The sequence below is a fragment of the Dellaglioa sp. CoH-56-MRSF-14 genome (assembly GCF_056782115.1).
Window position 1 is genome coordinate 56,127 of record NZ_JBXAYB010000006.1, and the last position, 25,237, is coordinate 81,363.

The window sequence follows — 25,237 nt, forward strand, 5'->3', positions numbered from 1 at the left end:
ATTATTTACCCCTAGAAGTAAATCCTTGATAAATAAGTAAACTGGCTGCGACACTGGCGTTTAAACTTTGAACGTGTCCAACCATTGGAATAGTCAACATACCATCACAAGCTTTTTTCAATAACGGTGAAATACCTTTACCTTCGTTACCAATTACGAGGGCTGTGGGTCCTTTAGCATCCCATTCACGATAATCTTGTCCATCCATATCTGTTCCGAAGACCCATAATCCGGCCTTTTTCAATTCATTTACAGTATTTACCAAATTAGTTACGCGAGCAACTGGCATATATTCAATTGCACCTGTTGACGTCTTAGCAACTGTTGACGTTAAACCGACTGCGCGACGTTTTGGAATAATAATTCCATGTACACCCGCAGCATCGGCTGTTCTCATAATTGATCCTAAGTTATGTGGATCTTCAACATTATCTAAAATAAGGAAAAATGGTGGTTCATCTTTATCAGCTGCACTTTTGAAAAGATCTTCAATAGTTGCATATTCAAATGCGGCAACTGCTACAATAACGCCTTGGTGATTTTGTTGATCTGATAATAAATCTAATTTACTTTTAGGAACTAGTTGTGTGATAATACCTTTTTTCTTAGCTAACTGTTCAATACCACTTAAAACATCTGATTTTAATCCAGTTTGTAAAAATAATTTGTTAATTGATTGATTACTTTTTAACGCTGCTTCTACAGGGTGACGACCAATAATAAAATCGCCAGCCTCTTCACTACTTCTTGGTTGTCCCATTTAAGTTCTCCTTTTCAACGGTGTTAATACACCATTTTGCCAATTCGGCCAATCTATCGTTTTGATTACTCAAAAATAAGTAGCCAAACAATGCTTCAAATCCAGTTGAAATACGATACGTTATTACTGATGTATTTTTAGCTGAAGTATGACTTTTAGCATTACGTCCACGTTTAAAGTAGTCTATTTCTTCTTCAGTTAAAATATTATTTTCTGTCATTTTATCTATCAAGAAAGCTTGTGCTTTGGCTGATACATAATGTGTTGCTTGATGGTGTAATTGAGTTGGTCTTGTAAGTCCTTGTACAAGTAAGTGTTTACGAACAAATACTTCATAAATACCATCGCCCATATAAGCTAACGCAATCCCATTCATTTGTTGATAATCTGCATTATTTTCCATTAGTCTTTTCTCCATCTAGTTCCTTGTGGTGTGTCTTCCAAAATAATTCCTTCTGCTGCAAGTTGATCTCGAATTTCATCGCTTTTTTGAAAATCTTTTTGTTTCTTAGCTTCTATTCTTTGTGCAATTAATTTTTCAACTCTGATATCTAGAGCATCAGCTACTTGTCCAAAAGCTAATCCAAAAACTGATGTCATTTCTTTAAAAATTTCTAACAAGTGATTAATTGAATCTCGTTCCACTTGTTTGTTTTCAGAATAGACATTCATTTTCTTAGCTAAATCATAGATAACTGCAATACCATTTTGTGAATTAAAATCATCATCCATAGCAGTTTCAAAATTGGATAAGCTCTCATTAATTTGATTTTCTATTAATTTATTTTCTCCTGAAATAGCATCGTTCAATCGATAAGTTAAGTTATCAAATGCTGTTTTCAATTTATTTAAATTATTAGTCGCTTCATCAATATTCGCTTGGCTATACTGAATTGGACGGCGGTAATGCGTTGTTGCCATAAAGAAACGGATAACTTGTGGATTGACTTCTTTAATCATATCATGCACCGTAACAAAATTACCTAGTGATTTACTCATTTTTTCATCATTTTCACCAATTGTTACAAATCCATTATGCATCCAATAGTTAGCAAATTTTTGACCCGTTTCAGCTTCACTTTGAGCGATTTCATTTTCATGATGTGGAAACATTAAATCCTGTCCACCACCATGAATATCAATCGTTGGACCTAGGTATTTTGTTGCCATTACAGAACACTCAATGTGCCAACCCGGACGGCCCTTACCAAATGGAGAGTTCCAAGAAAGATCATCATTTTTGACTGATTTCCAAAGTGCAAAATCAATTTCATCTTCTTTTCGAGCCGTTTCTTCAGTATCAACATGCTGACTGGCACCTTGTTCTAATTCGTTGATATTTTGATCAGATAATTTACCATAATCTGGAGATTTACGCGTTCTAAAATAAACATCCCCATCAGATACATAAGCATAACCTTTATCAATTAAATTTAATATAAATTGAATGATATCATCAATATTTTCTGTCGCCTTTGGATTTTTAGTTGCTGGTTCAATCGCCAATGCCTTGGTATCTTCCATGAAAGCAGCAATAAACTTATCGGCTAATTGTTGAACTGTTATATGGTCTTCTTTAGCAGCTTTGATCATTTTATCATCAACATCTGTAAAATTAGATACATAGTTAACTTTAAAATGACGATATTCAAAATATCGACGAATTGTATCAAACGCAATAGCACTTCGCGCATTTCCAATATGAATATAGTTATAAACGGTTGGCCCGCAAACGTACATACTAACTTTCCCAGACACAAGTGGTTTAAAAACCTCTTTTTGATTCGTTAATGTATTATAAATTGAAATCATTTTATCACCCGCCATTTAATCTTTTTGTTAAAAAAAGACGTCTTTTATATACTTATAAAAGACGTCTTCAACGTTGTTCCACTCCTTAAGATGTAGTGAACCTACATCCAACAATGAGTTAACGTTCATTACACGACTATAATTACTTTGTTCATCATAGCATTTTAAAGAGGCACTTCACAACTAACGTTTGTTTTCTCACATCACCGAAAACTTTCTAAAAAACGCCAATAAGTTGTTACTCTCTCTTATCAAAAATTATTTTGTATTCATTTCTTCTAACGTTTTGTTCAAATGAGCTAATGCTTTTTCACGACCAAGCAATTCGATTGATGCTGGTAGTTCTGGTCCATGCATTTCACGCGTTGTTGCAATACGGATTGGCATATATAATTGACGACCTTTAATTTTTGTATCTTTTTGAATTGATTTAATTGTTGCTTGGATAGCAACAGCATCAAAAATATCAATCGTTTTAATGCGTTCAGCAAATTCTTTTAAAACTGTTGGTGCTGTTTCAACAGCTAACTCTGCCTTTGCTTCATCATCAAGAACAGGTGGTTCGCTTAAAAATACTTCTGCCATTTCAGTAATTTGACCTGTATATGACATTTGTTGCTTATAAAGGCTAATTAATTTACGAGCCCATTCAATTCTTTCTGCACTTGGATCAGCTTCAATTTTACCATCTTGAATTAATTGACGTAAAGCCAAATCCATTACTTTATCTTCATCAGCTGTTTTAATATATTGATTATTAATCCATTCTAATTTTTTACCATCAAATGAAGCTGGTGACTTGCTTAAACGTTTAGGATCAAACATTTTAATCAATTCTTGGCGAGAGAAAATTTCACTTTCGCCAACTGGTGACCAGCCTAATAAGGTAATGAAGTTTACCATAGCTTCTGGCAAGTAGCCTAATTCACGATATTGTTCAATGAATTGGAGAACATTTTCATCACGTTTACTTAATTTTTTTCCTGTTTCTGTATTGATAATTAATGTCATATGTCCAAAGATAGGTGCATCCCAGCCAAATGCTTCATAAATCATCAATTGCTTAGGCGTATTGGCAATATGGTCATCCCCACGAAGAACATGCGTAATTTCCATCAAGTGATCATCAACAACAACAGCAAAGTTATATGTTGGCATACCATCACGTTTTTGAATAACAAAATCGCCACCAATAGTATTGGAATCAAAGGTAATTTCACCTTTAACAATATCTTTAAATTCGTATTTTTTGTTTGCTGGAACACGGAAACGAATAACAGGTGTTAAACCGGCAGCTTTTGACTCTGCAATTTTAGCAGTAATCTCATCATCAGACATACCTGCATATTCGTATTCATAATGTGGCATTTCATTACGTGCTTTTTGAGCATCACGGTCTGCTTCGAGTTCATCTTCTGTTTTATATGACTCGTAAGCTAAATTTTTATCCACTAATTCTTGGATTAATGGTAAATAGATATCTTTACGTTCTGATTGACGATAAGGACCAAATTCTCCTGGTTTGTCAGGACCTTCATCCCAATCCATGCCTAACCATTTTAAGTTATCTAGTTGGCTGCGTTCACCATCAGCAATATTTCTCTTTGTATCAGTATCTTCAATACGGATAACAAAAGTACCCTTTTGACTTCTCGCAAATAAGTAATTAAATAGAGCGGTACGAGCATTTCCAATGTGTAAATGTCCAGTTGGACTTGGTGCATATCTGACACGAATTTTATTTTTAGCCATGATAACGCCTCTTTCTTTTTTCTGTATTTAGTTACTACGATATAAACCGTTTATTTAAGGCTTTATTCAACTAATCTAGTTTACAATGAATCGGATAAAAAATAAAGCCAATAATCTTAGTATTGACTTTATTTCTTATCGTTTATTTTTTTCATTGAATGTAATGGTTTTGCAAAAATCATTCTTCCAGCATCCGTTTGAAGTGCACTTGTAACGACAACGTCAATTGATTTGTTTAGGAAATACTTTCCTTCTTCCACGACAACCATTGTTCCATCATCCAAATAAGCAACACCTTGTTGACGCTCAGAACCATTTTTTATTACCATAACATGTAATTGTTCTCCAGGAATAACCCGAGGTTTCAATGATTTAGCTAGTGCATTTACATTCAAAATCTGGACATTTTGAAATTCGCTAACTTTGTTTAAATTAAAATCATTTGTGACAATAACCCCATCAATCGTTTTAGCTAATTTAATTAACTTACTATCTACTTCTTCAATTTCTTCAAAATCACCTTCATACATTTCAATCGGCATGATTTTTTCATCTTGAAGTTTATTTAAAATATCTAATCCTCTACGACCCCGAACACGTTTGATACTATCAGCTGAATCTGCAATATATTGGAGTTCATATAAAACAAAATTAGGAACTAATAATGTTCCTTCAATAAAGCCAGTTTTAATCAAATCATAAATCCGGCCATCAATTAAGATATTTGTATCTAATATTTTATATTCATGATAATTATCATTGACATTACGGTCTAGTAAACTACTTTCAACGACATCACTTTTCTTATTTTTTGATGCAAATAATTTACGCCAATCCTCCAAACGATTAGTTCCTATAACAAAACCCAAGTATCCAAGTAAAAATAGTAACAAAACGGGTACAATTGTGTTCAATAGCCATATTTCTGATCGATAGAATGGTGTTGAGATTAAAATTGCAATAACCATACCAACAATAGTTGAAACACTCGCTGTTAGTAGCATCATTGGGCTTTGATTAGTTAAATAATTTTCAATATTTGCCAGTAATTTTTCTAGTGGCGTTATGATAAATAAAGATAGAATAAGAGCTAAACCGACACCTATTAAAAAATTAACAACACTATTATTTAATATACCAATCTCCGCAATACTCACTAATTTCCAAAAAAGTGGTAGCAAACTAACACCAATTCCACCGCCGACTAGTGCAACAACACCTTTAATAATATTTCTACGCATTGACAACTCCTCCTTTCTAACTAAACACTACTTTTAGTGCTTCGCTTAGTGTAGCAACACCAACAACTGTAATTCCTTTAGGTGGTGTCCATCCTGATAAATTATTTTTAGGAATAAAAATTCGTTTAAATCCAAGCTTTTGTGCTTCAGCAACCCGTTGTTCAATCCGATTAACACGTCGAATTTCACCAGTCAATCCAATTTCACCTACAAAACTGTCTGCAGGGTCTGTTTCTTTATCTCGATAACTTGACGCAATACTAACAGCAATCGCTAAATCAATAGCTGGTTCATCTAATTTTACGCCACCAGCCGCCTTAAGATAAGCATCCTGGTTCTGTAATAATAAACTTGCACGTTTTTCAAGAACGGCCATTATTAATGACACACGATTGTGATCAAGCCCTGTAGTTGTACGCTTCGCCGTTCCGTAAACTGTTGGTGTGATTAATGCTTGAACTTCAACCAAAATAGGTCGTGTTCCTTCCATAGATACAACAATAGCAGAACCTGTTGCGCCAGCCAAACGTTCTTCTAAGAAAATTTCTGATGGGTTTGCAACTTCAAATAACCCACCTTCACGCATATCAAAAATTCCAATTTCATTTGTTGAACCAAATCGGTTTTTAACAGCGCGTAAAATACGGAACGTGTGATGCATATCTCCTTCAAAATAAAGGACTGTATCAACCATATGTTCCAAAATTTTGGGACCAGCAATTGCACCACCTTTTGTTACATGTCCAACAATAAAAATCGTAATACCATTCGTTTTAGCAATTTGTAATAATTCAGCAGTTACTTCTCGAATTTGAGAAACACTGCCAACTGCAGCAGACATTTCTGGTTCTTGCATTGTTTGAATTGAGTCAATGACTACGTAATCAGGATTTAATGTCTCAATATTTTGACGAATATTACCCATATCTGTTTCAGGGTAAAGATAAAATTTCTGACCTCCAACACCGAGGCGCTGTGCACGCATTTTAATCTGAACAGCACTTTCTTCACCAGAAACATATAAGACAGTTCCGCCAGTTTGGCTTAGTTGACCAGAAACTTGTAAAAGTAATGTTGATTTACCAATGCCTGGATCACCACCAATTAAAACTAATGACCCGGGTACAACACCACCACCAAGAACACGATTTAATTCACCTAACTCAGTTTCAACACGTTCTTGTTCTGCCATTGAGATATCATCTAATAGTTCTGGTTTAACAGAAGCTCCAGTAAAACTGACACGAGCTTTACGATCTGCTTTTTGTGATTGTTCACGCTCTTCTACCATCGTGTTCCATTCGTTACAGTTAGGGCAACGACCCAAATACTTTGGTGAGGTGTATCCACAGTTTTGACATACAAATTGCGTTTTTACTTTTGCCATACAAACTCCCCACCCTTTCATTATAAATTCTATTGTTAATATTTTATCACATAAACGACAACCTGTAATTTCAATTGAAATTCTTAATCATTCTATAATAACTATTTACCTGATGAACCAAATCCGCCAATACGTTTTGTAGCGGTCACCTTTTCATTATCAACAGTTAAATAGGGCATAAAAATCCCTTGGCCTATCCGATCTCCTTTTTTTACCATTTGATCTTTTAAACTAAAATTAACAATTTGTATGAAAATTTCACCTTCATTTTTTTCGTTATTATAGTAATCAGAATCAATAACACCAATTCCATTTGGTAAAATCAGTCCACGTTTTAAGGGGCTACTTGAACGATTTGCTAATAATAAAAATTCATTATCTAGCATATACGCTTTAATTCCTGTGGGAATTAAATAAGGTTTCAAAATTTTATTTGCTTGAATGAGCTCTTCTTCAGCCACCGATTCACGATGCCTAATTAGCCATAAAACCTTTAAAAATCCACTTTTCCAGATTGAAGGTAATGTAAAATCTTCAGCTGCAGCTAAGTCATATCCTGCCGAAGTTGTTGTTGATCGAACGGGTAAGTCAATTTTCCCTGCATATTTAGTAACAATTTCAAATCCTCTTGTTTTCATTTGTTTATCCCCGTAATCTGTTTACTTTTTATCTTACCTCATTTATGACATAAATGGCTAGTTTTTGGGCATTTTTTAATGGTATAATTACATTCAAAGGGAAGGTGTTCAAATGGATTTCCAACTAAATGAAACCGATTTACGCGTGTACAACGTTAATGACGAGTTAATTAGTCGAATTAGTTTTACCATGATTAATGCTAATCAGACAATGGTCATTGAACATACTTGGGTAGCTGACAATCAGCGTCATCAAGGGCTTGCAAAAAGTACAACTGATTACTTAATTAAACAAGTTATTCTAAATCAGCAAACTATTTTACCATTATGCCCTTATACAAAGTTTTATTTTAGTGAACATCCAGAACTTTTAGAATTAATTTATACACCTAAATAAAAAATAGGAGAGTGACACACATGAATCAAGACAATTTAAAAAAATTAGTTGGACAAAAAGCTGTCGAGTTTATTAAAGACGGTATGGTTGTTGGACTTGGTACAGGCTCAACCGTTAAATTTATGGTAGATGCATTAGGTCAACGTGTTAAAAATGAAAACTTATCAATTATCGGTGTTTCAACATCAATTAGAACTGAAGAACAAGCAAAATCACTTGGTATTCCAGTTAAATCAGTTGATGAAGTTGACCACATTGATTTAACAATTGATGGTGCAGATGAAATTGATGACCATTTCCAAGGTATTAAAGGTGGCGGTGCTGCTCATTTATTTGAAAAAATTGTTGCTATTAATTCAAATCAAAATATGTGGATTGTTGATGAAAGTAAAATGGTTCATACGTTGGGTAAATTCCCTCTTCCCGTTGAAGTTATCCCTTACGGTAGTCATCAATTATTCAAAAAATTAGAAGCTAAAGGATTTAATCCCAAATTTAGAACTGTTGATAATGAAAATGTTTTAACTGACTCTAAAAATTTTGTCATCGATTTATATTTAGGTGAAATAAACGATCCTGCTAGCATACAAGATTATTTAGCTAAACAAGTTGGTGTTGTAGAACAAGGTCTATTTTTAGATTGTGTAAATACGGTTATCGTTGGACGTCAAGATGGTCCTGAAGTTTTACACGCACGTTCTGACACCTTTACAATTAAATAATTCTAAAGAAGAGCTAATTTTTATTGGCTCTTTTTAAATACGCAAATTGATTTTATTTAAAAATGAGAATTTTCTTTTCTTTTTAACATTGTTTACTAATCTAACGAGATATATTATAATAGCCACAGTACTTAAATCTTATATAGGAGTGTGATTTTTTTGACACAATCAATTAGTTCAGAACAACTCGCAAAATTCCAAAAAAATTTACATGCACGTGAAAGCCATGAAGTTATTGAACGTGCCGTTACAAAAAATGGTATTTTAGCAAATAGTTACGATTTAAAAGCCCAAGCTAAAATGGAACCTGTTTTCTCAATTGATCTGGATGTTGGTAATGTTTCTAACCAAAAGCAATCAGGTCGTTGTTGGATGTTCGCCGCATTAAATACAATGCGTCATGACATGAAAACAAATTTTAAAGTTGCCAAAGATTTTGAATTGTCACAAAATTTCACTTACTTCTGGGATAAACTTGAAAAAGCAAATTACTTTTATCAAAATGTTCTTGAAACAGCTGATAAACCAACTAGTGACCGTACCGTTTCATGGTTAATGACAACTCCACAACAAGATGGCGGCCAATGGGATATGATCGTTGCAATTATTGAAAAATATGGTGTTGTTCCTCAATCTGTGATGCCTGAAACATATAATAGTTCTAAATCAAGCGAAATCAATTCAACTTTAAACTTAAAATTAAGAAAAGATGCTGTTGATTTACGTGAACTCGTTGCTGCCGGAACAAGTTCAAAAGAAATTGAAGTCGTCAAAGAAGCTAAACTTACTGAAATTTATCGTTTATTAGCATACAGTTTTGGTGAACCTCCTGCAACATTTGACTTTGAATATCGTGATTCTGATAATGAATATCATATTGATAAAAATTTAACACCAAAAACATTCTATGAAAAATTTATCGGTTGGGACTTAGATGAATACGTCTCAATCATTAATGGTCCAACAGATGATAAACCTTACAATAATATGTACACAGTTGATCGTCTTGGAAATGTTGTTGATGGGCGTCCTATTCGCCATTTAAACATTAACATGGCTGATTTTAGAGATGTTGCCATCAAACAATTACAATCTGGCGAGAGCGTCTGGTTCGGTTGTGATGTTGGTCAATCGTCTGAACGCCAAATTGGTATTATGGATACTGAACTTTATCATAAAGATGAATTGTTCAATATTGATCTAGCTTTATCAAAAGCTGAACGCCTTGATTACGGTGAGAGTCTAATGACTCATGCTATGGTTCTAACAGGTGTTGATTTGGTTAATGATCAAGCAACCAAATGGAAAGTTGAAAACTCATGGGGCGAAAAAGTTGGTAATAAAGGCTTCTTCGTTATGAGTGATGACTGGATGGAAGAATATTGTTATCAAGTTGTCGTTAACAAAAAATTCTTACCAGAAAAATTACAAGCTATTCTAAAAGAAGAACCTAAAGTCCTTGCTCCTTGGGATCCAATGGGTGCATTAGCATAATTAAAAAAGTAACAACAATATTGAATTGTTGTTACTTTTTTTGTGTTAAAATTTTTTTGCTTTTAATTGTTAAATCATCATTTAATGTATACCAAATAGGGACACCATTCGGAACCTCAACGCCATCAATATCTGCATCTGAAATATTTTCTAAATATTTTATCAATACCCTAAGTGTACTGCCATGTGCGACAATCAACTGGTTATTACCTTGTCTTAACTCTGGGGCAATGACATCTTGCCAGTAAGGTAAAATCCGTTTAAATGCCATTTCTAAGCTTTCTGATGTTGGTAAGCTACTTTTAACACGTTGCTTGTACCGTCTATCATTATCAGGTACAGATAAACTAGGTGGGATAGTCGTATAACTACGGCGCCATTGGGCTACTTGTTTAATACCGTAGATACGTTTGGTTTCATCTTTATTTAAACCGCGCAAGGCACCATAATGTCGTTCATTAAGACGCCAATTTTTCTGTATTGGAATCCAAAGTTGATTCATTTCTTCCATCATAATATTACTCGTTTTAATAGCTCGTTTTAAGACAGATGTATGAACCTGTGAAAATTGAATATTTGTATTAAGAATAACTGTTCCTGCAACTCTAGCTTCAGCGATGCCCTTAGCCGTTAATGGAACATCTGTCCAACCGGTGTATTCATTATTTTGATTTGCTAGACTCTCACCATGTCTTACCATGACTAATTCAACCATTATTAAAACCTTCTTCACTCTTCATTAATACTCATTATAACAAAAAAGACTTAAAACAACATTGTTGTCTTAAGTCTTTTAATTATTTATTTTACTCGACCAGCAAAATCTGGTTTCCAGTAAGCACTCATTGTGCTAATTTTAACATTTTGTCCTTCAGTTGGAGCTTCAGCAAATTGACTTCCACCTAAGTAGATAGCAACATGGTATGATGATCCTTTTGATCCCCAGAAAAGTAAGTCTCCAGGTTGTGCTTGAGAAACTGATTCATAGCTAACTTGTCCTTCTTGAGCAACAGTGTAGCCACCAATAGATTTTCCAGCAGCATGAGCATAAACATAACTAGTAAATCCTGAACAATCAAAACCGCTCAATGATTTTCCGCCCCATACATATGGGATGCTCTTTGTTGTTAATGATCTTGCTAGAGCAGTAATACTACTTGTATCAAGACTTGAAGCACTCACAGCACTTGTTGCTGCTTTTTTACTTGAACTATTTGTAGTTGAAGTTGTGACAGCTTTTTCACTTGAAGCTGAAGTATTTGAGCTTTTTACTGCTTTATTACTTGAAGTATCTGTACTTGCAGCTTCAGTTGCTTTTGATGCAGCTGCATCTGCTGCTGCTGCATCGTTCTTTTCATTTGCTGCTTTAGTTTCTGCTGCTGCTTTTTCAGCAGCTTTTTCTGCTGCTTTTGCTTTATCGATAGATGATTGTGTATCTGATTTTTTTGTATCAATTTGTGCTTTTAATGTATTTGCGTTTGCTTGTTTAACCGCTAGTTCAGCTTGTTTGTTTGTATATTCTTTAACTGTTTTTTGTTGATCTGCAGCCTTTTCATCTAATTCAACTTTAGAAGATTTAACTTCTGCTTTATCAGCTTTTTGTTGTTTAGCAGCTTTTTGACCAGCACCAACTAATGTTGTAACTGTTCCCACACGTTTGAAGGCATCAACAACACTTTTTGAATCTGAAACAAATTCAACCATGCTTGCTGTACTTCCATCAACTTGTAAAGCACGTGTTTGATCAGCTAATTGTGAATCTCTTTGTGAAATTTCAACATTTAATCTGCTGATCTTCTTACCTAATTTGTATTGATCTGATTCAAGTTTTGCAGCTGTATCTTTAGCATCCTTAACTTCAGCTTGAGTTGAAGTAATTTCACTATTAATTGTTGCTAATTTTGCAGCAACTTTAGTGCTCTTGCTATTTAATTTAGCAATCGTGCTTGTTAGTTCAGTTACACTATCTGAAGCGTTAGCTTGTTCTGCAACTGCGCTCATTCCAATAAGTGTAGCTGTCATCATCATTACTTTAGCAATTTTACTATTAATTTTCAAAAGGCACTCTCCTAGTTGATTTCATAATTATTATTTAATTTTAGCGTATTCGTTTTTCTCGACTAGAATAGAATAGCACGGTTCTTAGGTACATACCATTACGGTTAGTTTACATTCGAATTTAATTTACATCTTTTAATTTCAGTATGATTACACAAATGTTACAAAAGGCCATTTCCATTGTTTTTATCCCTCTTATTTGTTGTTAAATAGGCATTTACGAGTTCTATATTAAAATGACAAAAGCGTAATACAATTAGTCGTTTTTCACTGATTTAACATTACTTAATTAATCAAAGTTGTCCTTTTCATTCTTTTACATTTTTTCAATTATTTAATAATACCGTAAGAAAAAATTTTTTTTGCTTTTTATCCCTTTTTTTATCGTATAATCAGCTTAATTAATGTAATGAAAGGTATGAATAAATATGGCTAAAAATAATAACTTGGGAATGCCATCTCCAATAAAAGGCAGTTCTCAAAGCAATAAAAATAAGCATCCAATACTGTGGACACTATTGATAATTATGATTTTAGGTATTGCTTCTGGAGGTGTATATGCCTATTCAGTATTCACACATACTGAAGATACCGTCGCAAAAACTTACAAGAAAACCAAAGCAAAAAAATTAAGAAATGTTTCCAGTATTTTGAGTGAGAAAAAACCTTTTTCAATTCTATTAATGGGGACTGATACTGGCGCACTTGGTCGAAGTGATACAGGACGCACGGATACAATGATCGTTGCAACAGTTAATCCAACAACAAATAAAACTACCTTAACAAGTATTCCTCGTGATACTCAAGTTAAAATTGACGGAAGTGATGAAAGCTCTTCAAAAATAAACAGTGCCTATACCTATGGTGGCAAAGATGGTTCAACATCTGCTGTTAATACTGTTCAAAATTTATTAGATATCCCAATTGATTATTATATGTTAATTAACATGAATGGATTAAAGAAAATTGTTGATACCGTTGGTGGTGTTGATGTCAAACCATTACTTTCATTTAAACTTGAAGGAACTCATTATAAAAAAGGTAAGACAATCCATTTAAACGGCAAACAAGCCTTAGCTTATACGCGAATGCGTCATTCAGATCCACTAGGTGATTATGGCCGTCAAAAACGTCAAAAACAGATTATTACAGCAATTACCGGAAAAGCTAAATCTGTAAATTCACTCGCAAACTACAAAAAATTATTAAAAACAATTGACGGAAACATGGTAACTGATCTTAGTTTTAATGATATGCTCACAGTAGAAACAAACTACAGCGCCGCTACAGAATCAATTCACTCTGATTTCTTGCAAGGAGTAAGTACAGATGTTGATGGTCTTTCATATGAAGTTCCAACATCGACTGAAAAGAAACGCGTCTCAAATGCTATTCGTTCTCAATTAGGTTTAAACAAATCAACACAAGCCTTTACTAGTTTAGAACAGCAACTCTCTAAATAAATAGATATAAAAAAGAAACGGACCTCAATTAAAATTTGAGGTCCGTTTCTTTTTTACCAATTTTCTAAAAACTTTTGGTATTTCATTTCTCTTTGTTCAATAAGTTCATTAGATGATTTAGTCGCTAGGTTCTTCAGCAATTCATTTAGACTACTGTCCATTAGACTTATTGTTGCTGCCTGATTAGTTTCTGGCAATACCACATCAATCAATCCAATATTAAATAACTCAGTAGCCGTCATTGGCAAACTTGTTTCAATCTCATTTGGATTAGTTTTCTTCAAAATAGCACTAACGGCTTCTGGAGATGCTACTGAAAATAAGCTATTTTCAACCATCATAATAGCATTTGCATTTGCTAAAGCCAGTGCACCACCGCTTTGACCTTCACCTAAAAAAATGGCAATATTCGGCACTTGTAATGCACCCATTTTTAAAATCATTTCAGAAATAATATAGCTCTGTCCTGTTTGTTCTGATTTAACGCTGGCATCTGCGCCGGGCATATTAATTAGCGTTACAACAGGTCGCTTAAATTTTTCAGCTTCATTTAGTAATCGCATTGCTTTTCGATACCCACTTGGCTTCACGGCACCAAAATTATAGGCTAAACGTTCTTCTAAATTTACGCCCCGATTAATGCCAATAACTGTCACTGGGCACTTATGAAAAAGTCCAATCCCACCAATAATGGAAGCATCCTCTTCGCCAACTCGATCACCATGATTTTCGAAAAACACATCAAATAGACTAGAAATAATAAATTTAGCACTTAATCTATCATTCGATCGAACTTTTTTTAAAAAATCTGAGTCCATTTTTAATATCCCCTCACACGTGTAATAGTAGTAGCTGACTAAGAATCTGTTTTATGTTTTTCCGATCAATAACCTGATCAACAAATCCATTTTCATATAAACCTTCTGCTGTTTGAAAATTAGCAGGTAGCTTTTCATTTGTCGTCTGTTTAATCACTCTTTCACCAGCAAAGCCAATTTTAGCTTGTTTTTCAGCTAATACAATATCGTTATTTAGTGCAAAGCTAGCACTGACACCACCCATTGTTGGATCCGTCAATAGGGACATGACTAATAACCCTGCATTATCTAGTTTTTGTTTCATGTAAAGAATCGAATTCATTTGTAATAACGAATAAATTCCCTCTTGCATTCTTGCACCACCAGAAGCAGTAACGATTACAAATGGCAGTCGTTTATCTAATGCGACTTGCATCCCTAACTTAATTCTAGTCCCTGCCGTCGTATTCAATGATCCCATCATAAAAAAACTATCCATTACTGCTAAAATCAATGGTTGTTGATCAATGCTACCTTCACCGACAATAACGGCTTCATCAGATGTCGTTGAACGCTTAGCACGTTCCAGTTTTTCTGAGTAACCTGGAAATTGTGCTTTATTTTCTGTTTTATTTGCTACATTTATTACCTCAAAACCGTTTTCATCTGTTAAAATAGCAATTCTCTCCATAGCAGTCAAGCGTTTATAAGTTTGGCATTTAGGACAAATAAAATAAGGTGCCCATTCACTTTCATGTAAATGCGTCCCACAATTTCGGCACTTTTGCCATTGATTTGTCTTTGGATAATGACTCATTACCGCCACCGCCTTTAAATTTTGCTATCAATTGAAATGGTATTTTCAATAAATTCTTGTGATTTTATAATTATTTTTAATTGCGTTAAATTAGTTTCAATTCCTGAAATATAAATTGATTCAAGTGATTTTTGCATTTTTAAAATAGCTAATTCTCTCGTTTCAGCATGACAAATAATTTTTGCTAATAGTCCGTCATAGAAAGCAGAGATGGTGTCACCGACACCATAACCCGTTTCAATTCGAATATCTTTAGGAAAATCAAAACATGTAATTTTAGTTTTCACACTTGGAATTAAGGATAATCGACATTCGATTGCATGTCCATTCATTTCTACATCATTATTCAATACTTCTTTACCTTCAGCAACTAACAACTGTTGTTGAACAACATCCATTTTAACAGTTTCTTCAGTAACACCATGTTCGACTTGCAATCGTGTATTCATTTCTAAAAAATAAAATTGATTATTCGCAAATAAAAATTCTACAGTTCCTAATCCAACGTAATGTAAATTTTTGATTAACTGACGCGTAAAATAGTAGAGTTGGCTTTGTTGCTCACTAGTTAAGACAACTGATGGGCTTTCTTCAATCACTTTTTGTCGGTGATTTTGCAAGCTACAATCCCGATTTCCTAACACTTGAACATGGTGCCCATCACCGATAATTTGCACTTCTATATGCCGCGCGTTTATCAATTTTTTTTCAAGATAAAAACTTCCCTCAGCAAAAGAAGCCTTTGCTTCTTGCTGAACAATCTCAGCGCCAGATAACAAATCAGATTTCCTTTCAACTGCTCTGATACCCTTGCCGCCTCCGCCATGTGAAGCTTTAATTAATAGTGGGAATCCAATTTTATTTGCTTGCTCAATCAATTCTTCGTTAGAAGTAATTAAATCAGATCCAGGAATAACGGGTACCCCTTTCTCAATTGCTAACAAACGAGATTTATCTTTATCTGCTAGTTGCTGGATTAATTCCGCTTCCGGACCAATAAAAGTAATACCACATTCCATACACATTTGTGCAAAATGCGCATCTTCTGATAGAAACCCGTATCCTGGATGAATTGCATCAACATTTAAACTTAATGCTGCCATCAATATACTCTCTCGATTTAAATAAGAATCTTTTGCTAAGGCTGGCCCAATGCAAATTTTTTCATCAGCAAGTTCAACAAATCGACTTTGTGCATCCACTGTTGAATAAATAGCGACCGTTTGTATATTTAATTTTTGGCAAGCGCGAATAATTCGTTCAGCCACTTCTCCACGATTCGCTATTAAAATTTTTCGAAACAAATGACTCACCTATCCATCTATTCTAATTTTAAGTAACTCTTGATCAAATTCGACTAATTCACCATCATCTACTAGTTGTTCAAGTACGATACCTGTCACTGGCGATTGGATATCATTGTATAATTTCATACTTTCAATTTGAGCAATAACCTGCTTTTTAATAATTTTAGTCCCAATTGTTCCCATTTTATCAAAATGAACTAACCCAACAAGTGGGCTTTTAACGATAAAAATGGTGTCACTATCATCTTCTTGTATATTTGTTGCTACTTTTATTTTTTCGGCTGTTTTTTCTTGATCTACAACTACTTTAAAGTCACCATCTTCAATTTCAACATGAGAAAATGGCATTGTCGCAATTTTATCTAATAATTGATTAATTTCATTAAATTTCATTAATTTGCACACACCTTAAATTTTTATTAGTAAACTTCCATATGCTAAGCCAGCTCCAAATCCAGTTAATAAAACTGTACCACCCGTAAACCCTTGTTGAATTGCTTCATTTAGGGCCATTGGAATCCCGGCTGAAGATGTATTTCCGTGATGAATAACACTTGTTGCAAATTTTTCAATTGGCATCCCTAACTCATCAGCAATTGTTTCAATAATTCTTAAATTTGCTTGATGGCAAACAACCAAATCAATATCACTTGTTTTTAACTTATTATCTTTAAGTAATTGTTTCATCTGATTAGGCACAACTGTTGTAGCAAATTCAAACACATCTCGTCCCTCTTGGAAAAATGCATCTATTGTTGGATAATTATCTTCATTAACATCACTTAATGGTTCAATACGTCCACTATGAATAACATCCTTTTTTTGCCCATTTGTTTCTATTTTTTCAGCAATAAAGCTTTCATCCGCTGAATTATTTGAGGCTTCAAGAAGAGCACCACCTGCACCGTCTCCAAAAAATACAGCGCTTGTTCGATCCTTAAAATCCATCATTTTTGAGTTAACTTCTGCACTAATCACAATTGCCCGTTTGTATTGCCCTGTACGTAAAAACTTTTCTGCGGTACTCATAGCAAATATAAATCCCGCACAAGCAGCGCTAATATCGAAAGCAAAGGCGTTCATTGCGCCAATATTTCCTTGAACAATCGCAGCTGTCGATGGTGTTAAGGCGTCTGGCGAAATTGTGGAAATAATAATTAAATCAATATCTGTGGCTTCATACCCAGATTTAAGTAAAAGTTCATTTGCTACTTTTGTACTCAAATCTGATGTATTTTCATCAATTGCATAGTGTCGTGTTTTAATCCCAGTATGCGCCACTATCCATTCATCCGAGGTTGGCATAAATTTAGCTAATTCATTATTTGTCACAATTCGTTCCGGCACAAAATGTGCCATATTTTTTATTTTGACATAATTATTCAATTTACCCATTCTCCCAGTCGTTAAGTTTAATTCATTCTATTTTATCAATAATCGCAAAATTAAGACACCAAAATAATTAACGCTTAATAATTCTTTAATTTCATAATACGCCAGTATGGCAATCTTTCATTAAAAAAAGCACTAAACCCCATAGTAACAAGGTCGAGTGCTTTTAAGTAAAACTATTATGCGAGTAAATGGATTCGAACCATCACGGGATATTATCCCACCAGATCCTTAGTCTGACGCGTCTGCCAATTCCGCCATACTCGCAAGAACAATCATAATTGTAGCAAAAATTGTTCCTTGTTACAAGTCCCATTTAAAATAAATTAGTATTCCATTAAAATTAACTTACTTCGACACTTCGAGCAAACGTAGCGTGACAGGTTAATTTTTCTTTGTCGTTGATACTGTTGTCCACAATTAGAGCATTGATAGTGAATAACTCTTTTCTTTTTAGCCTGTTTTGGACCAAGAGGGGCAAACCGGCTACCACCTACAATTGTCAGTAGCTGTTTGAAATCATGATCACGATGTTGATAACCCTTTTTAGCAATATGCAGATGATAATGACATAATTCATGCTTGATAACACCTATTAAAATATCCTCACCATGTTCCGTCAGCATTTTAGGATTAATTTCAATATTATGGTCATTTAATCGATACCGTCCACCCGTCGTTCGTAGTCTTTTATTAAATGTTGCTTTGTGGATAAATGGCTGCTTAAAAAAAGTTGTGGATAAGTTTTGAACTAAAGCTGTTAATTCAAAATCAGTCATCTTATTTATCCGTTGGTCGTTTCATTGTTAACTGAACGCGATTACGTTTCAAATCAACTTCCATTACCCACACTGTAACTATGTCCCCAACCGCAACCACTTCACTTGGTTTCTTAACGAACTTATCTGTTAATTGTGAAATGTGGACAAGTCCATCTTGTTTAACACCAATATCTACAAACGCACCAAAATCAATTACGTTCCGAACGGTTCCTTGTAATGACATGCCGGGTTCTAAGTCCTCAATTGTTAACACATCGTGTCGTAGTAACGGTGCCGGCATATCGTCACGTAAATCACGGCCTGGTTTTTGTAAACTAGCTAGAATATCTGCTACTGTTTCCACACCACTACCCACAACTTGTGCCAAATTTTCAGCATTTGTCTGTGCTAATTGGTCATTTGTCTCAGTTTTACCCAAATTAGTTATTTTTATCCCCAATTCTTTCAACAAAATCTTTGTTAGTGGATAACTTTCAGGATGAATATCAGTATTATCTAAAATGTTATCCCCAGAAACAATACGTAAAAATCCAATTGCTTGTTCATAAGCTTTTGGTCCTAAGCGTGGTACTTTCTTAAGTTGTTGACGCTTCGTAAATTTACCATTTTCGTCACGATAAGTAACAACATTTTTAGCAATTGTTAAATTTAATCCAGAAATTTTTGTTAATAGCTCTGAACTAGCTGTATTTAAATTAACCCCAACTTTATTCACAGCATCTTCAATCACGACATCTAACTGTGCATCCAATTTTTTTTCAGCAACATCATGTTGATACTGACCGACTCCAACAGATTTAGGATCAATCTTAATTAATTCAGCCAAAGGATCTTGCAATCTACGGCCGATACTAATAGCAGAGCGTTCTTCAACGTGAAGTTCTGGGAATTCATCACGAGCTGCTTGACTAGCTGAATAAACCGATGCCCCAGCCTCATTTACAATGACATAAAAAATTGGCCGTTCGATTTCTTTTAAAATATCTGAAACAAATTGTTCAGATTCTCGACTTGCTGTTCCATTTCCAATTGCAATCATTTCAACTTGGTATTTTTCAAGGAACTGTTTAAATTGTCCAGCAGCTGCGGCACGTTTTTCACCATTTGCAGGTTTATGTGGATAAATTACCAATTTGTCTAAGAATTTACCTGTACCATCCACGATGGCTAACTTACAGCCTGTTCGATAGGCTGGATCAAAACCTAAAACAACTTTCCCTTTTAATGGTGCTTGCATAAGTAAATGGTATAAGTTATCCCCAAACACATTAATAGCTTGTTCTTCAGCAACCTCTGTCATACCTTTACGAATTTCACGCTCAATTGATGGTTTAATAAAGCGTTTATAACTATCTTGATACGCATTTTCAATGATTGGTACAGCGTCACCACTATTTTTCCCAATAATTCTAAAATGCATAAATGTCATAATTGCTTGTTCTGGTACAACAACGGAAGCTTTTAAGATTCCCTCTTTTTCACCACGATTAATTGCCAGTACACGATGCGGAACGACTGATTTTAAAGATTCACTAAACTCATAGTAATCACGATAAATACCTTTTTCGTCTTTTTCTTCAGCTTTAACTTTTGCTTCAAACAAACTATCTTTTTGAGTTACTTTACGAATCCACTCACGATATTCGGCACTTTCACCAAATGCTTCAGCTAAAATTTCATGTACCCCAGCAAAAACGTCTTCTTCAGTTAAAATTTCAGCATCAACATTAATAAATGTGCTTGCTTTCTGATTAATTTCAGCTGCTGTTTGGGGGAATGTCAACAACCATTTGGCAAATGGTTCTAATCCAGCCTCTTTGGCAATAGTGGCCTTAGTACGACGTTTTTGTTTAAAAGGTAAATAATAATCTTCAATCTGTTGCAATTTTTTTGCTAAACTAATTTTATTTTTTAAAGCTTCTGTTAAATTACCTTGTTCTTCAATTATGTGGATAACTTCTGCTTTACGTTTTTCTAAACTCTCAACATGTTTATAAGTTGTCTCAATTTCACGAATTTGAACTTCGTCTAAACTATCTGTTCTTTCTTTTCGATATCGTGCAATAAATGGAACAGTATTTCCTTCATCAAGCATCCCTAAAACTGCGTTAATTTGTTTTTCTCGATACTGATTTAGCTCTTTTAATACTAACGGCATAATGTTTTTTTCCATGATAACGACCTCAATTCGAATATTTTTTGTTCATAAAAAAGAGACTAATAATAGGCGTCAGTACAACCATTCCTAATATCAATCTCTTTAATTAAATTTAACCTAAAATTTGTTGCATGATACGTTGCATCATATCAGTTGTTTGCGTCATTCCTTTATCTTGTTTTTCTTCTGAAGCTTTAAATGCATCAACCTCGACAAGATGTTTCTCAACATTAATACTACTTGTCATCTCATCGCAACCTTCAACAAAAGTACGATAACCACTAATTAATTTTTTATGTTTTCCCAAAACAGGAATGGGTACTTGTAAATCATCTAATTTGCTTAAATTTTCTTGGTAACTTGCTGTACCTTCAACAAATTTTTCTTTAGTAGTTGTGAATTCATCATCTGAAACAATAGAAAAGTCACCTGCAGTAATGGCTTTTTCCATTACTTCGTAATGATCATTTAAAGAATTACCCATTTCTTCAGTTGCTTGCGCAACATCATTTAACGCATTGATATAATAATTTACATTAACTCTTTTTTTCAAGATATAAACTTCCTTTTATTTATTTTTTCTGAATAATCGTTGGCCAAGCTTCACAATTTCAACAATCACAATAATTGAGAATGATCCCGCTAAAACAATACCCCATTGATACATATCTAAATGGCTAACATGGAACATTTTATTTAATCCGGGGATTAAAATAGTTGCTGCGAGCAACGCAAATGATGCCAAAATTGACCAATTAAACGTCACATTTTTAAAGATATTACGGTTGAAGATTGACCCATGGATTGATTTAACATTGAATGCATGGAATAACTGAATTAATCCTAATGTTGCAAAAGCCATTGTTAAAGCATCTGCATGAATTAATTTATCACCCATATGAACAGGATACGTTAAAGCCAACCAATAAACAAATAATGTTATAGCCCCTTCTAAGATACCTTGATAAATAATACTTGGCATCACACCACCAGAGAAGAAGTTTGATTTACGTCCACGTGGTTTTTGATCCATCAATCCTTTTTCAGCAGGTTCTACACCAAGTGCAATTGCGGGAAATGTATCTGTTACCAAGTTAATCCACAAAATATGGACTGGTGCCAAAATACTCCAACCCATCATTGTCATAACAAACAAGGTTAATACTTCACCTAAGTTTGCAGAAAGTAAATATTGAATTGATTTTTGAATATTAGAAAAGACTTTTCGTCCTTCCTTAACAGCAAAAACAATTGTCGCAAAATTATCATCAGCGAGAACCATATCTGAAGCACCTTTAGATACTTCAGTTCCTGTAATACCCATCCCAATTCCAATATCAGCCGATTTCAAAGCTGGCGCATCGTTCACACCATCACCAGTCATAGCAACCACTTGATTCTTTTTCTGCCATGCTTTAACAATTCGCACTTTATGTTCAGGCGATACCCTTGCATATACAGAATATTGTTCAACCTTATTTTCAAATTCTGAGTCTGATAAATCATCTAATTCAGAACCAGAAATAATTGCTTCATGTTGTCCAGCTTCAACAATTCCTAATCGAACTGCAATAGCTTCGGCAGTATCGCGATGATCGCCTGTAATCATCAAAGGACGGATCCCGGCTTTCTTAGCTTCGCTAACTGCAGCAGCAGCTTCTGGTCGCTCTGGATCAATCATTCCAACTAATCCAGCAAAAATCAAATCATTTTCCACAGTTTCTGAATCTAATACCGCTGGAATTGCAGGCATTTCACGATACGCGAATGCTAACACGCGTAATGCTTGCGTTGCCATATCATGATTATTAGTCATAATATAATCTAGCTGTGCATCAGTTATCGGTTTAATTTCGCCATTTTCAATATAACGTGTTACCCGTTTTAATAGTTGATCGGGAGCACCCTTAACAGCAACAAAAAAAGATTTATCCTCATTTTTTTGAATTGTTGACATCAATTTACGTTCTGAATCAAATGGAACTTCAGCAACTCGAGGTTCACTGCTTAATAATGCATCCACATCTAATCCATGATCTAAATGATATTGAATTAGAGCCGTCTCTGTTGGGTCACCAATTAAATTGCCCTCAGATGTTTGTTTTGTGTCATTACTGAAAGACATCACCTGGTATAGTGGACTTTCTAAATTTGTTTCCACCTTATCGGCATCTAATAACTCATTATTTATAAATATTTTTTCAACAGTCATTTGATTTAACGTTAATGTACCCGTCTTATCTGATGCAATAATGTCAGTACTACCAAGTGTTTCAACTGCTGGTAATTTTCTAACAATCGCATTTCTTTTTGCCATCTTTTGTGTTCCAAGTGCTAAAATAATTGTAACAATAGCTGGTAATCCTTCTGGAATTGCAGCTACAGCTAATGAAATCGCAATTAACAACATATCAATGACACTATTATCTCCATTTTGTAGACCAACGAAGAAAACAATAACAGCAATAATTAATATTAAAATAGTTAATGTTTTACCTAATTGGTTAAGATTATCTTGTAGTGGTGTTTTCATTTCATCGGCAGAATTGAGCATTCCTGCAATACGTCCAACTTCAGTGTTCATCCCTGTTCCAACAACGATTCCTTCACCACGCCCATAAGTTACATTACTATTCATAAACGCCATATTATGGCGATCGCCAATACCAGCATCTTCATCATTTAATAAATTTAAACTTTTATCAACAGGTACTGATTCACCAGTTAAAGCAGATTCTTCAATTTTAAGAGAAGCAATCTGTGTTAAACGTAAATCTGCTGGAATAACATCCCCTGCTTCAAGTAAAACAATATCTCCAGGTACTAAATTTTCACTTTTTACAGTTTCAATTTGCCCATTTCGTTTTACATTTGCGTTAGGTGTCGACATTTCTTTTAACGCATTAATTGCCTCTTCAGCCTTAGATTCTTGAAAAACACCGAATACAGCGTTTAAAACAACAACTAACATGATGATAATTGCGTCCACAACTTCACCTGATGATGCCGCAATTAACGCAGCCACAATTAAAACGATTATCATGAAATCTTTAAACTGATCAAAGAATTTTTGTAATATTGTTTTACGTTTACCTTCTGACAACTGATTCAATCCATACTTGTCTGTTCTTTCTTTAACCTCTTGGGTTGTTAACCCTGCCAAATCTGTCTTTTGGCCTGCTAAAACTTCGTCAACTGATTGTGCGTAAATCCTTTTTGTCATAGTAATCCTCCTTATAATAGTTTCACAAAATACAAAAAAAGACCTATGTATGTTGCAGAACTTTAAACATACATAAGTCTCACTATTTAAGGCAATACCAGAAAAAGAACTTTCTTGTTGGTGACATTGCCGCGGATAACCGCCAGTTACTCCCCTATGATTTCTTTAATTATAACTGAAATGAAACAGCTTACGCAACTATTTACTTCCAAAAAGAATCATAAACAGTAATTGGCAGATGTCGTTTGTGTTCTGTCTTTAAATACCAATTTTCAATTTTATCACTAATTTCTTTTGAAACTACCTTTCCTTCAAGATAATCATCAATATTATCGTAAGTAACTCCTAAGGCAACTTCATCAGGTAGCGCTGGACGGTCTTCTTCCAAATCGGCTGTTGGTACTTTTAAATACAGATGTTCCGGCGCATTTAACGAAGCTAACATCTCTCTACCTTGGCGCTTATTCAAACGCCAAAGTGGTGTAATATCAGCACCTCCGTCACCATATTTAGTATAAAATCCAGTAATTGCTTCTGCAGCATGGTCAGTTCCCACAACCGCACCTGACTTTGCCCCGGCAATCCCATATTGAGCAATCATGCGCTGACGAGCTTTGATATTACCTTTATTAAAATCAGAAATTTCAAGATTGTTTGCCATTAAGCTTATTACCATTTCATCGGTAGCACCTTTAATGTCTACACGAACCACTTGATCTGCCTGCATAAATTTTATAGCATCTAATGCATCAGATTCATCGGATTGATTGCCGTATGGTAGTCGAACTGCAATAAATTGATAATTGCTATCACCGGTTTCTTCACGTAACTCACGAATAGCCTGTTGTGCTAAATACCCAGCAAGTGTTGAATCTTGTCCACCAGAAATTCCTAAAACTAAAGATTTTAAAAATGGATGTTTCAATAAATAAGCTTTCATAAAATCAATACTCATACGAATTTCTTCTGCAATATTTACACTTGATTTCACTTTCAAAGTTTCAATAATTTTCTTTTGTAAGTCAGTCAAGATTAAC

The 25,237-nt window shown here is 34.4% G+C and carries 23 protein-coding genes and 1 tRNA gene; 4 read left to right on the plus strand and 20 right to left on the minus strand.

Features of this window, described 5'->3' with window-relative positions; translation table 11 throughout:
* Nucleotide 1: 1 nt before the first annotated feature.
* The 7 genes from rlmB to AC1RPX_RS06855 all read right to left on the minus strand — a co-directional run bounded on the left by rlmB (nucleotide 2) and on the right by AC1RPX_RS06855 (nucleotide 7,590).
* Nucleotides 2-760: a 23S rRNA (guanosine(2251)-2'-O)-methyltransferase RlmB gene (gene rlmB / locus AC1RPX_RS06825; RefSeq protein ID WP_481761891.1), complete on the minus strand. Its 759-nt coding sequence runs from the start codon at nucleotides 758-760 to the stop codon at nucleotides 2-4.
* A complete protein-coding gene (locus tag AC1RPX_RS06830; protein ID WP_409021543.1) occupies nucleotides 741-1,163 on the minus strand; it encodes a Mini-ribonuclease 3 in 423 nt (140 codons plus the stop codon). Before AC1RPX_RS06830 ends, rlmB begins: the two co-directional genes overlap by 20 nt.
* A complete protein-coding gene (gene cysS, locus AC1RPX_RS06835; RefSeq protein ID WP_481761915.1) occupies nucleotides 1,163-2,572 on the minus strand; it encodes a cysteine--tRNA ligase in 1,410 nt (469 codons plus the stop codon). The genes AC1RPX_RS06830 and cysS overlap by 1 nt, the downstream gene beginning before the upstream one ends.
* A gap of 258 nt (nucleotides 2,573-2,830) precedes the next feature.
* Nucleotides 2,831-4,324 carry a glutamate--tRNA ligase gene (gltX, locus tag AC1RPX_RS06840; RefSeq protein ID WP_481761890.1) on the minus strand — a complete coding sequence of 498 codons (1,494 nt, stop codon included), beginning with the start codon at nucleotides 4,322-4,324 and terminating at the stop codon, nucleotides 2,831-2,833.
* A gap of 128 nt (nucleotides 4,325-4,452) precedes the next feature.
* Nucleotides 4,453-5,565, minus strand: coding sequence for a PIN/TRAM domain-containing protein (locus AC1RPX_RS06845; RefSeq protein WP_481761889.1), 1,113 nt, complete (start codon nucleotides 5,563-5,565; stop codon nucleotides 4,453-4,455).
* A 16-nt stretch (nucleotides 5,566-5,581) separates the two neighbouring features.
* Nucleotides 5,582-6,952 carry a DNA repair protein RadA gene (gene radA / locus AC1RPX_RS06850; protein ID WP_409021546.1) on the minus strand — a complete coding sequence of 457 codons (1,371 nt, stop codon included), beginning with the start codon at nucleotides 6,950-6,952 and terminating at the stop codon, nucleotides 5,582-5,584.
* Between the two features lie 101 nt (nucleotides 6,953-7,053).
* The gene (locus tag AC1RPX_RS06855; RefSeq protein ID WP_481761888.1) at nucleotides 7,054-7,590 is read right to left on the minus strand and encodes a dCTP deaminase/dUTPase family protein; all 537 of its coding nucleotides are present in this window, start codon (nucleotides 7,588-7,590) and stop codon (nucleotides 7,054-7,056) included.
* 112 nt (nucleotides 7,591-7,702) lie between these two features.
* Between AC1RPX_RS06855 and AC1RPX_RS06860 the strand changes: the two genes are divergently transcribed.
* The 3 genes from AC1RPX_RS06860 to AC1RPX_RS06870 all read left to right on the plus strand — a co-directional run bounded on the left by AC1RPX_RS06860 (nucleotide 7,703) and on the right by AC1RPX_RS06870 (nucleotide 10,203).
* A complete protein-coding gene (locus tag AC1RPX_RS06860; protein ID WP_481761887.1) occupies nucleotides 7,703-7,987 on the plus strand; it encodes a GNAT family N-acetyltransferase in 285 nt (94 codons plus the stop codon).
* A 20-nt stretch (nucleotides 7,988-8,007) separates the two neighbouring features.
* Nucleotides 8,008-8,709 (plus strand): ribose-5-phosphate isomerase RpiA, encoded by a 702-nt coding sequence (gene rpiA / locus AC1RPX_RS06865; protein WP_481761886.1) that lies wholly within the window; start codon nucleotides 8,008-8,010, stop codon nucleotides 8,707-8,709.
* A 159-nt stretch (nucleotides 8,710-8,868) separates the two neighbouring features.
* Nucleotides 8,869-10,203, plus strand: a complete 1,335-nt coding sequence (locus AC1RPX_RS06870; protein ID WP_481761885.1) for a C1 family peptidase — start codon at nucleotides 8,869-8,871, stop codon at nucleotides 10,201-10,203.
* Between the two features lie 31 nt (nucleotides 10,204-10,234).
* On the opposite strand, the gene AC1RPX_RS06875 is transcribed toward AC1RPX_RS06870, so the two are convergent.
* Both AC1RPX_RS06875 and AC1RPX_RS06880 read right to left on the minus strand, forming a co-directional pair.
* Complete coding sequence (locus AC1RPX_RS06875) at nucleotides 10,235-10,918, minus strand: 2,3-bisphosphoglycerate-dependent phosphoglycerate mutase (protein ID WP_481761884.1); 684 nt, start codon at nucleotides 10,916-10,918, stop codon at nucleotides 10,235-10,237.
* 86 nt (nucleotides 10,919-11,004) lie between these two features.
* Nucleotides 11,005-12,261, minus strand: a complete 1,257-nt coding sequence (locus tag AC1RPX_RS06880) for a C40 family peptidase (RefSeq protein ID WP_481761883.1) — start codon at nucleotides 12,259-12,261, stop codon at nucleotides 11,005-11,007.
* 428 nt (nucleotides 12,262-12,689) lie between these two features.
* Between AC1RPX_RS06880 and AC1RPX_RS06885 the strand changes: the two genes are divergently transcribed.
* The gene (locus AC1RPX_RS06885) at nucleotides 12,690-13,724 is read left to right on the plus strand and encodes an LCP family glycopolymer transferase (protein WP_481761882.1); all 1,035 of its coding nucleotides are present in this window, start codon (nucleotides 12,690-12,692) and stop codon (nucleotides 13,722-13,724) included.
* A gap of 53 nt (nucleotides 13,725-13,777) precedes the next feature.
* Here AC1RPX_RS06885 and accA read toward each other — a convergent pair whose 3' ends face one another.
* The 11 genes from accA to nadE form a co-directional block, all read right to left on the minus strand.
* The gene (gene accA / locus AC1RPX_RS06890) at nucleotides 13,778-14,542 is read right to left on the minus strand and encodes a carboxyltransferase subunit alpha (RefSeq protein ID WP_481761881.1); all 765 of its coding nucleotides are present in this window, start codon (nucleotides 14,540-14,542) and stop codon (nucleotides 13,778-13,780) included.
* Between the two features lie 13 nt (nucleotides 14,543-14,555).
* Entirely contained in the window at nucleotides 14,556-15,338 is a 783-nt protein-coding gene (locus tag AC1RPX_RS06895) for an acetyl-CoA carboxylase carboxyltransferase subunit beta (RefSeq protein ID WP_481761880.1), read from the minus strand.
* 14 nt (nucleotides 15,339-15,352) lie between these two features.
* Nucleotides 15,353-16,642 carry an acetyl-CoA carboxylase biotin carboxylase subunit gene (locus tag AC1RPX_RS06900; RefSeq protein WP_481761879.1) on the minus strand — a complete coding sequence of 430 codons (1,290 nt, stop codon included), beginning with the start codon at nucleotides 16,640-16,642 and terminating at the stop codon, nucleotides 15,353-15,355.
* A gap of 9 nt (nucleotides 16,643-16,651) precedes the next feature.
* On the minus strand, nucleotides 16,652-17,038 hold the full coding sequence (locus tag AC1RPX_RS06905; protein WP_481761878.1) for an acetyl-CoA carboxylase biotin carboxyl carrier protein: 387 nt from the start codon (nucleotides 17,036-17,038) through the stop codon (nucleotides 16,652-16,654).
* A 15-nt stretch (nucleotides 17,039-17,053) separates the two neighbouring features.
* Complete coding sequence (locus AC1RPX_RS06910; RefSeq protein ID WP_481761877.1) at nucleotides 17,054-18,040, minus strand: beta-ketoacyl-ACP synthase III; 987 nt, start codon at nucleotides 18,038-18,040, stop codon at nucleotides 17,054-17,056.
* Nucleotides 18,041-18,219: 179 nt separating this feature from the next.
* Nucleotides 18,220-18,304: transfer RNA gene (locus AC1RPX_RS06915), tRNA-Leu, on the minus strand.
* Nucleotides 18,305-18,363: 59 nt separating this feature from the next.
* A complete protein-coding gene (locus AC1RPX_RS06920; RefSeq protein ID WP_481761876.1) occupies nucleotides 18,364-18,816 on the minus strand; it encodes a SprT family protein in 453 nt (150 codons plus the stop codon).
* A gap of 1 nt (nucleotide 18,817) precedes the next feature.
* Nucleotides 18,818-20,992 (minus strand): Tex family protein, encoded by a 2,175-nt coding sequence (locus AC1RPX_RS06925; RefSeq protein ID WP_481761875.1) that lies wholly within the window; start codon nucleotides 20,990-20,992, stop codon nucleotides 18,818-18,820.
* A gap of 97 nt (nucleotides 20,993-21,089) precedes the next feature.
* Nucleotides 21,090-21,530: a hypothetical protein gene (locus tag AC1RPX_RS06930; protein ID WP_481761874.1), complete on the minus strand. Its 441-nt coding sequence runs from the start codon at nucleotides 21,528-21,530 to the stop codon at nucleotides 21,090-21,092.
* 15 nt (nucleotides 21,531-21,545) lie between these two features.
* Nucleotides 21,546-24,200 (minus strand): cation-translocating P-type ATPase, encoded by a 2,655-nt coding sequence (locus AC1RPX_RS06935; protein WP_481761873.1) that lies wholly within the window; start codon nucleotides 24,198-24,200, stop codon nucleotides 21,546-21,548.
* Nucleotides 24,201-24,402: 202 nt separating this feature from the next.
* Nucleotides 24,403-25,230 (minus strand): ammonia-dependent NAD(+) synthetase, encoded by an 828-nt coding sequence (gene nadE, locus AC1RPX_RS06940; protein WP_481761872.1) that lies wholly within the window; start codon nucleotides 25,228-25,230, stop codon nucleotides 24,403-24,405.
* Between the last annotated feature and the right edge of the window lie 7 nt (nucleotides 25,231-25,237).

What these genes read in the sequence shown, in the direction of transcription:
- rlmB (WP_481761891.1), bottom strand. Translation starts at nt 760, where the DNA reads ATGGGACAACCAAGAAGTAGTGAAGAGGCTGGCGATTTTATTATTGGT.
- AC1RPX_RS06830 (WP_409021543.1), bottom strand. Translation starts at nt 1,163, where the DNA reads ATGGAAAATAATGCAGATTATCAACAAATGAATGGGATTGCGTTAGCT.
- cysS (WP_481761915.1), bottom strand. Translation starts at nt 2,572, where the DNA reads ATGATTTCAATTTATAATACATTAACGAATCAAAAAGAGGTTTTTAAA.
- gltX (WP_481761890.1), bottom strand. Translation starts at nt 4,324, where the DNA reads ATGGCTAAAAATAAAATTCGTGTCAGATATGCACCAAGTCCAACTGGA.
- AC1RPX_RS06845 (WP_481761889.1), bottom strand. Translation starts at nt 5,565, where the DNA reads ATGCGTAGAAATATTATTAAAGGTGTTGTTGCACTAGTCGGCGGTGGA.
- radA (WP_409021546.1), bottom strand. Translation starts at nt 6,952, where the DNA reads ATGGCAAAAGTAAAAACGCAATTTGTATGTCAAAACTGTGGATACACC.
- AC1RPX_RS06855 (WP_481761888.1), bottom strand. Translation starts at nt 7,590, where the DNA reads ATGAAAACAAGAGGATTTGAAATTGTTACTAAATATGCAGGGAAAATT.
- AC1RPX_RS06860 (WP_481761887.1), top strand. Translation starts at nt 7,703, where the DNA reads ATGGATTTCCAACTAAATGAAACCGATTTACGCGTGTACAACGTTAAT.
- rpiA (WP_481761886.1), top strand. Translation starts at nt 8,008, where the DNA reads ATGAATCAAGACAATTTAAAAAAATTAGTTGGACAAAAAGCTGTCGAG.
- AC1RPX_RS06875 (WP_481761884.1), bottom strand. Translation starts at nt 10,918, where the DNA reads ATGGTTGAATTAGTCATGGTAAGACATGGTGAGAGTCTAGCAAATCAA.
- AC1RPX_RS06885 (WP_481761882.1), top strand. Translation starts at nt 12,690, where the DNA reads ATGGCTAAAAATAATAACTTGGGAATGCCATCTCCAATAAAAGGCAGT.
- accA (WP_481761881.1), bottom strand. Translation starts at nt 14,542, where the DNA reads ATGGACTCAGATTTTTTAAAAAAAGTTCGATCGAATGATAGATTAAGT.
- AC1RPX_RS06895 (WP_481761880.1), bottom strand. Translation starts at nt 15,338, where the DNA reads ATGAGTCATTATCCAAAGACAAATCAATGGCAAAAGTGCCGAAATTGT.
- AC1RPX_RS06905 (WP_481761878.1), bottom strand. Translation starts at nt 17,038, where the DNA reads ATGAAATTTAATGAAATTAATCAATTATTAGATAAAATTGCGACAATG.
- AC1RPX_RS06910 (WP_481761877.1), bottom strand. Translation starts at nt 18,040, where the DNA reads ATGGGTAAATTGAATAATTATGTCAAAATAAAAAATATGGCACATTTT.
- AC1RPX_RS06920 (WP_481761876.1), bottom strand. Translation starts at nt 18,816, where the DNA reads ATGACTGATTTTGAATTAACAGCTTTAGTTCAAAACTTATCCACAACT.
- AC1RPX_RS06925 (WP_481761875.1), bottom strand. Translation starts at nt 20,992, where the DNA reads ATGGAAAAAAACATTATGCCGTTAGTATTAAAAGAGCTAAATCAGTAT.
- AC1RPX_RS06935 (WP_481761873.1), bottom strand. Translation starts at nt 24,200, where the DNA reads ATGACAAAAAGGATTTACGCACAATCAGTTGACGAAGTTTTAGCAGGC.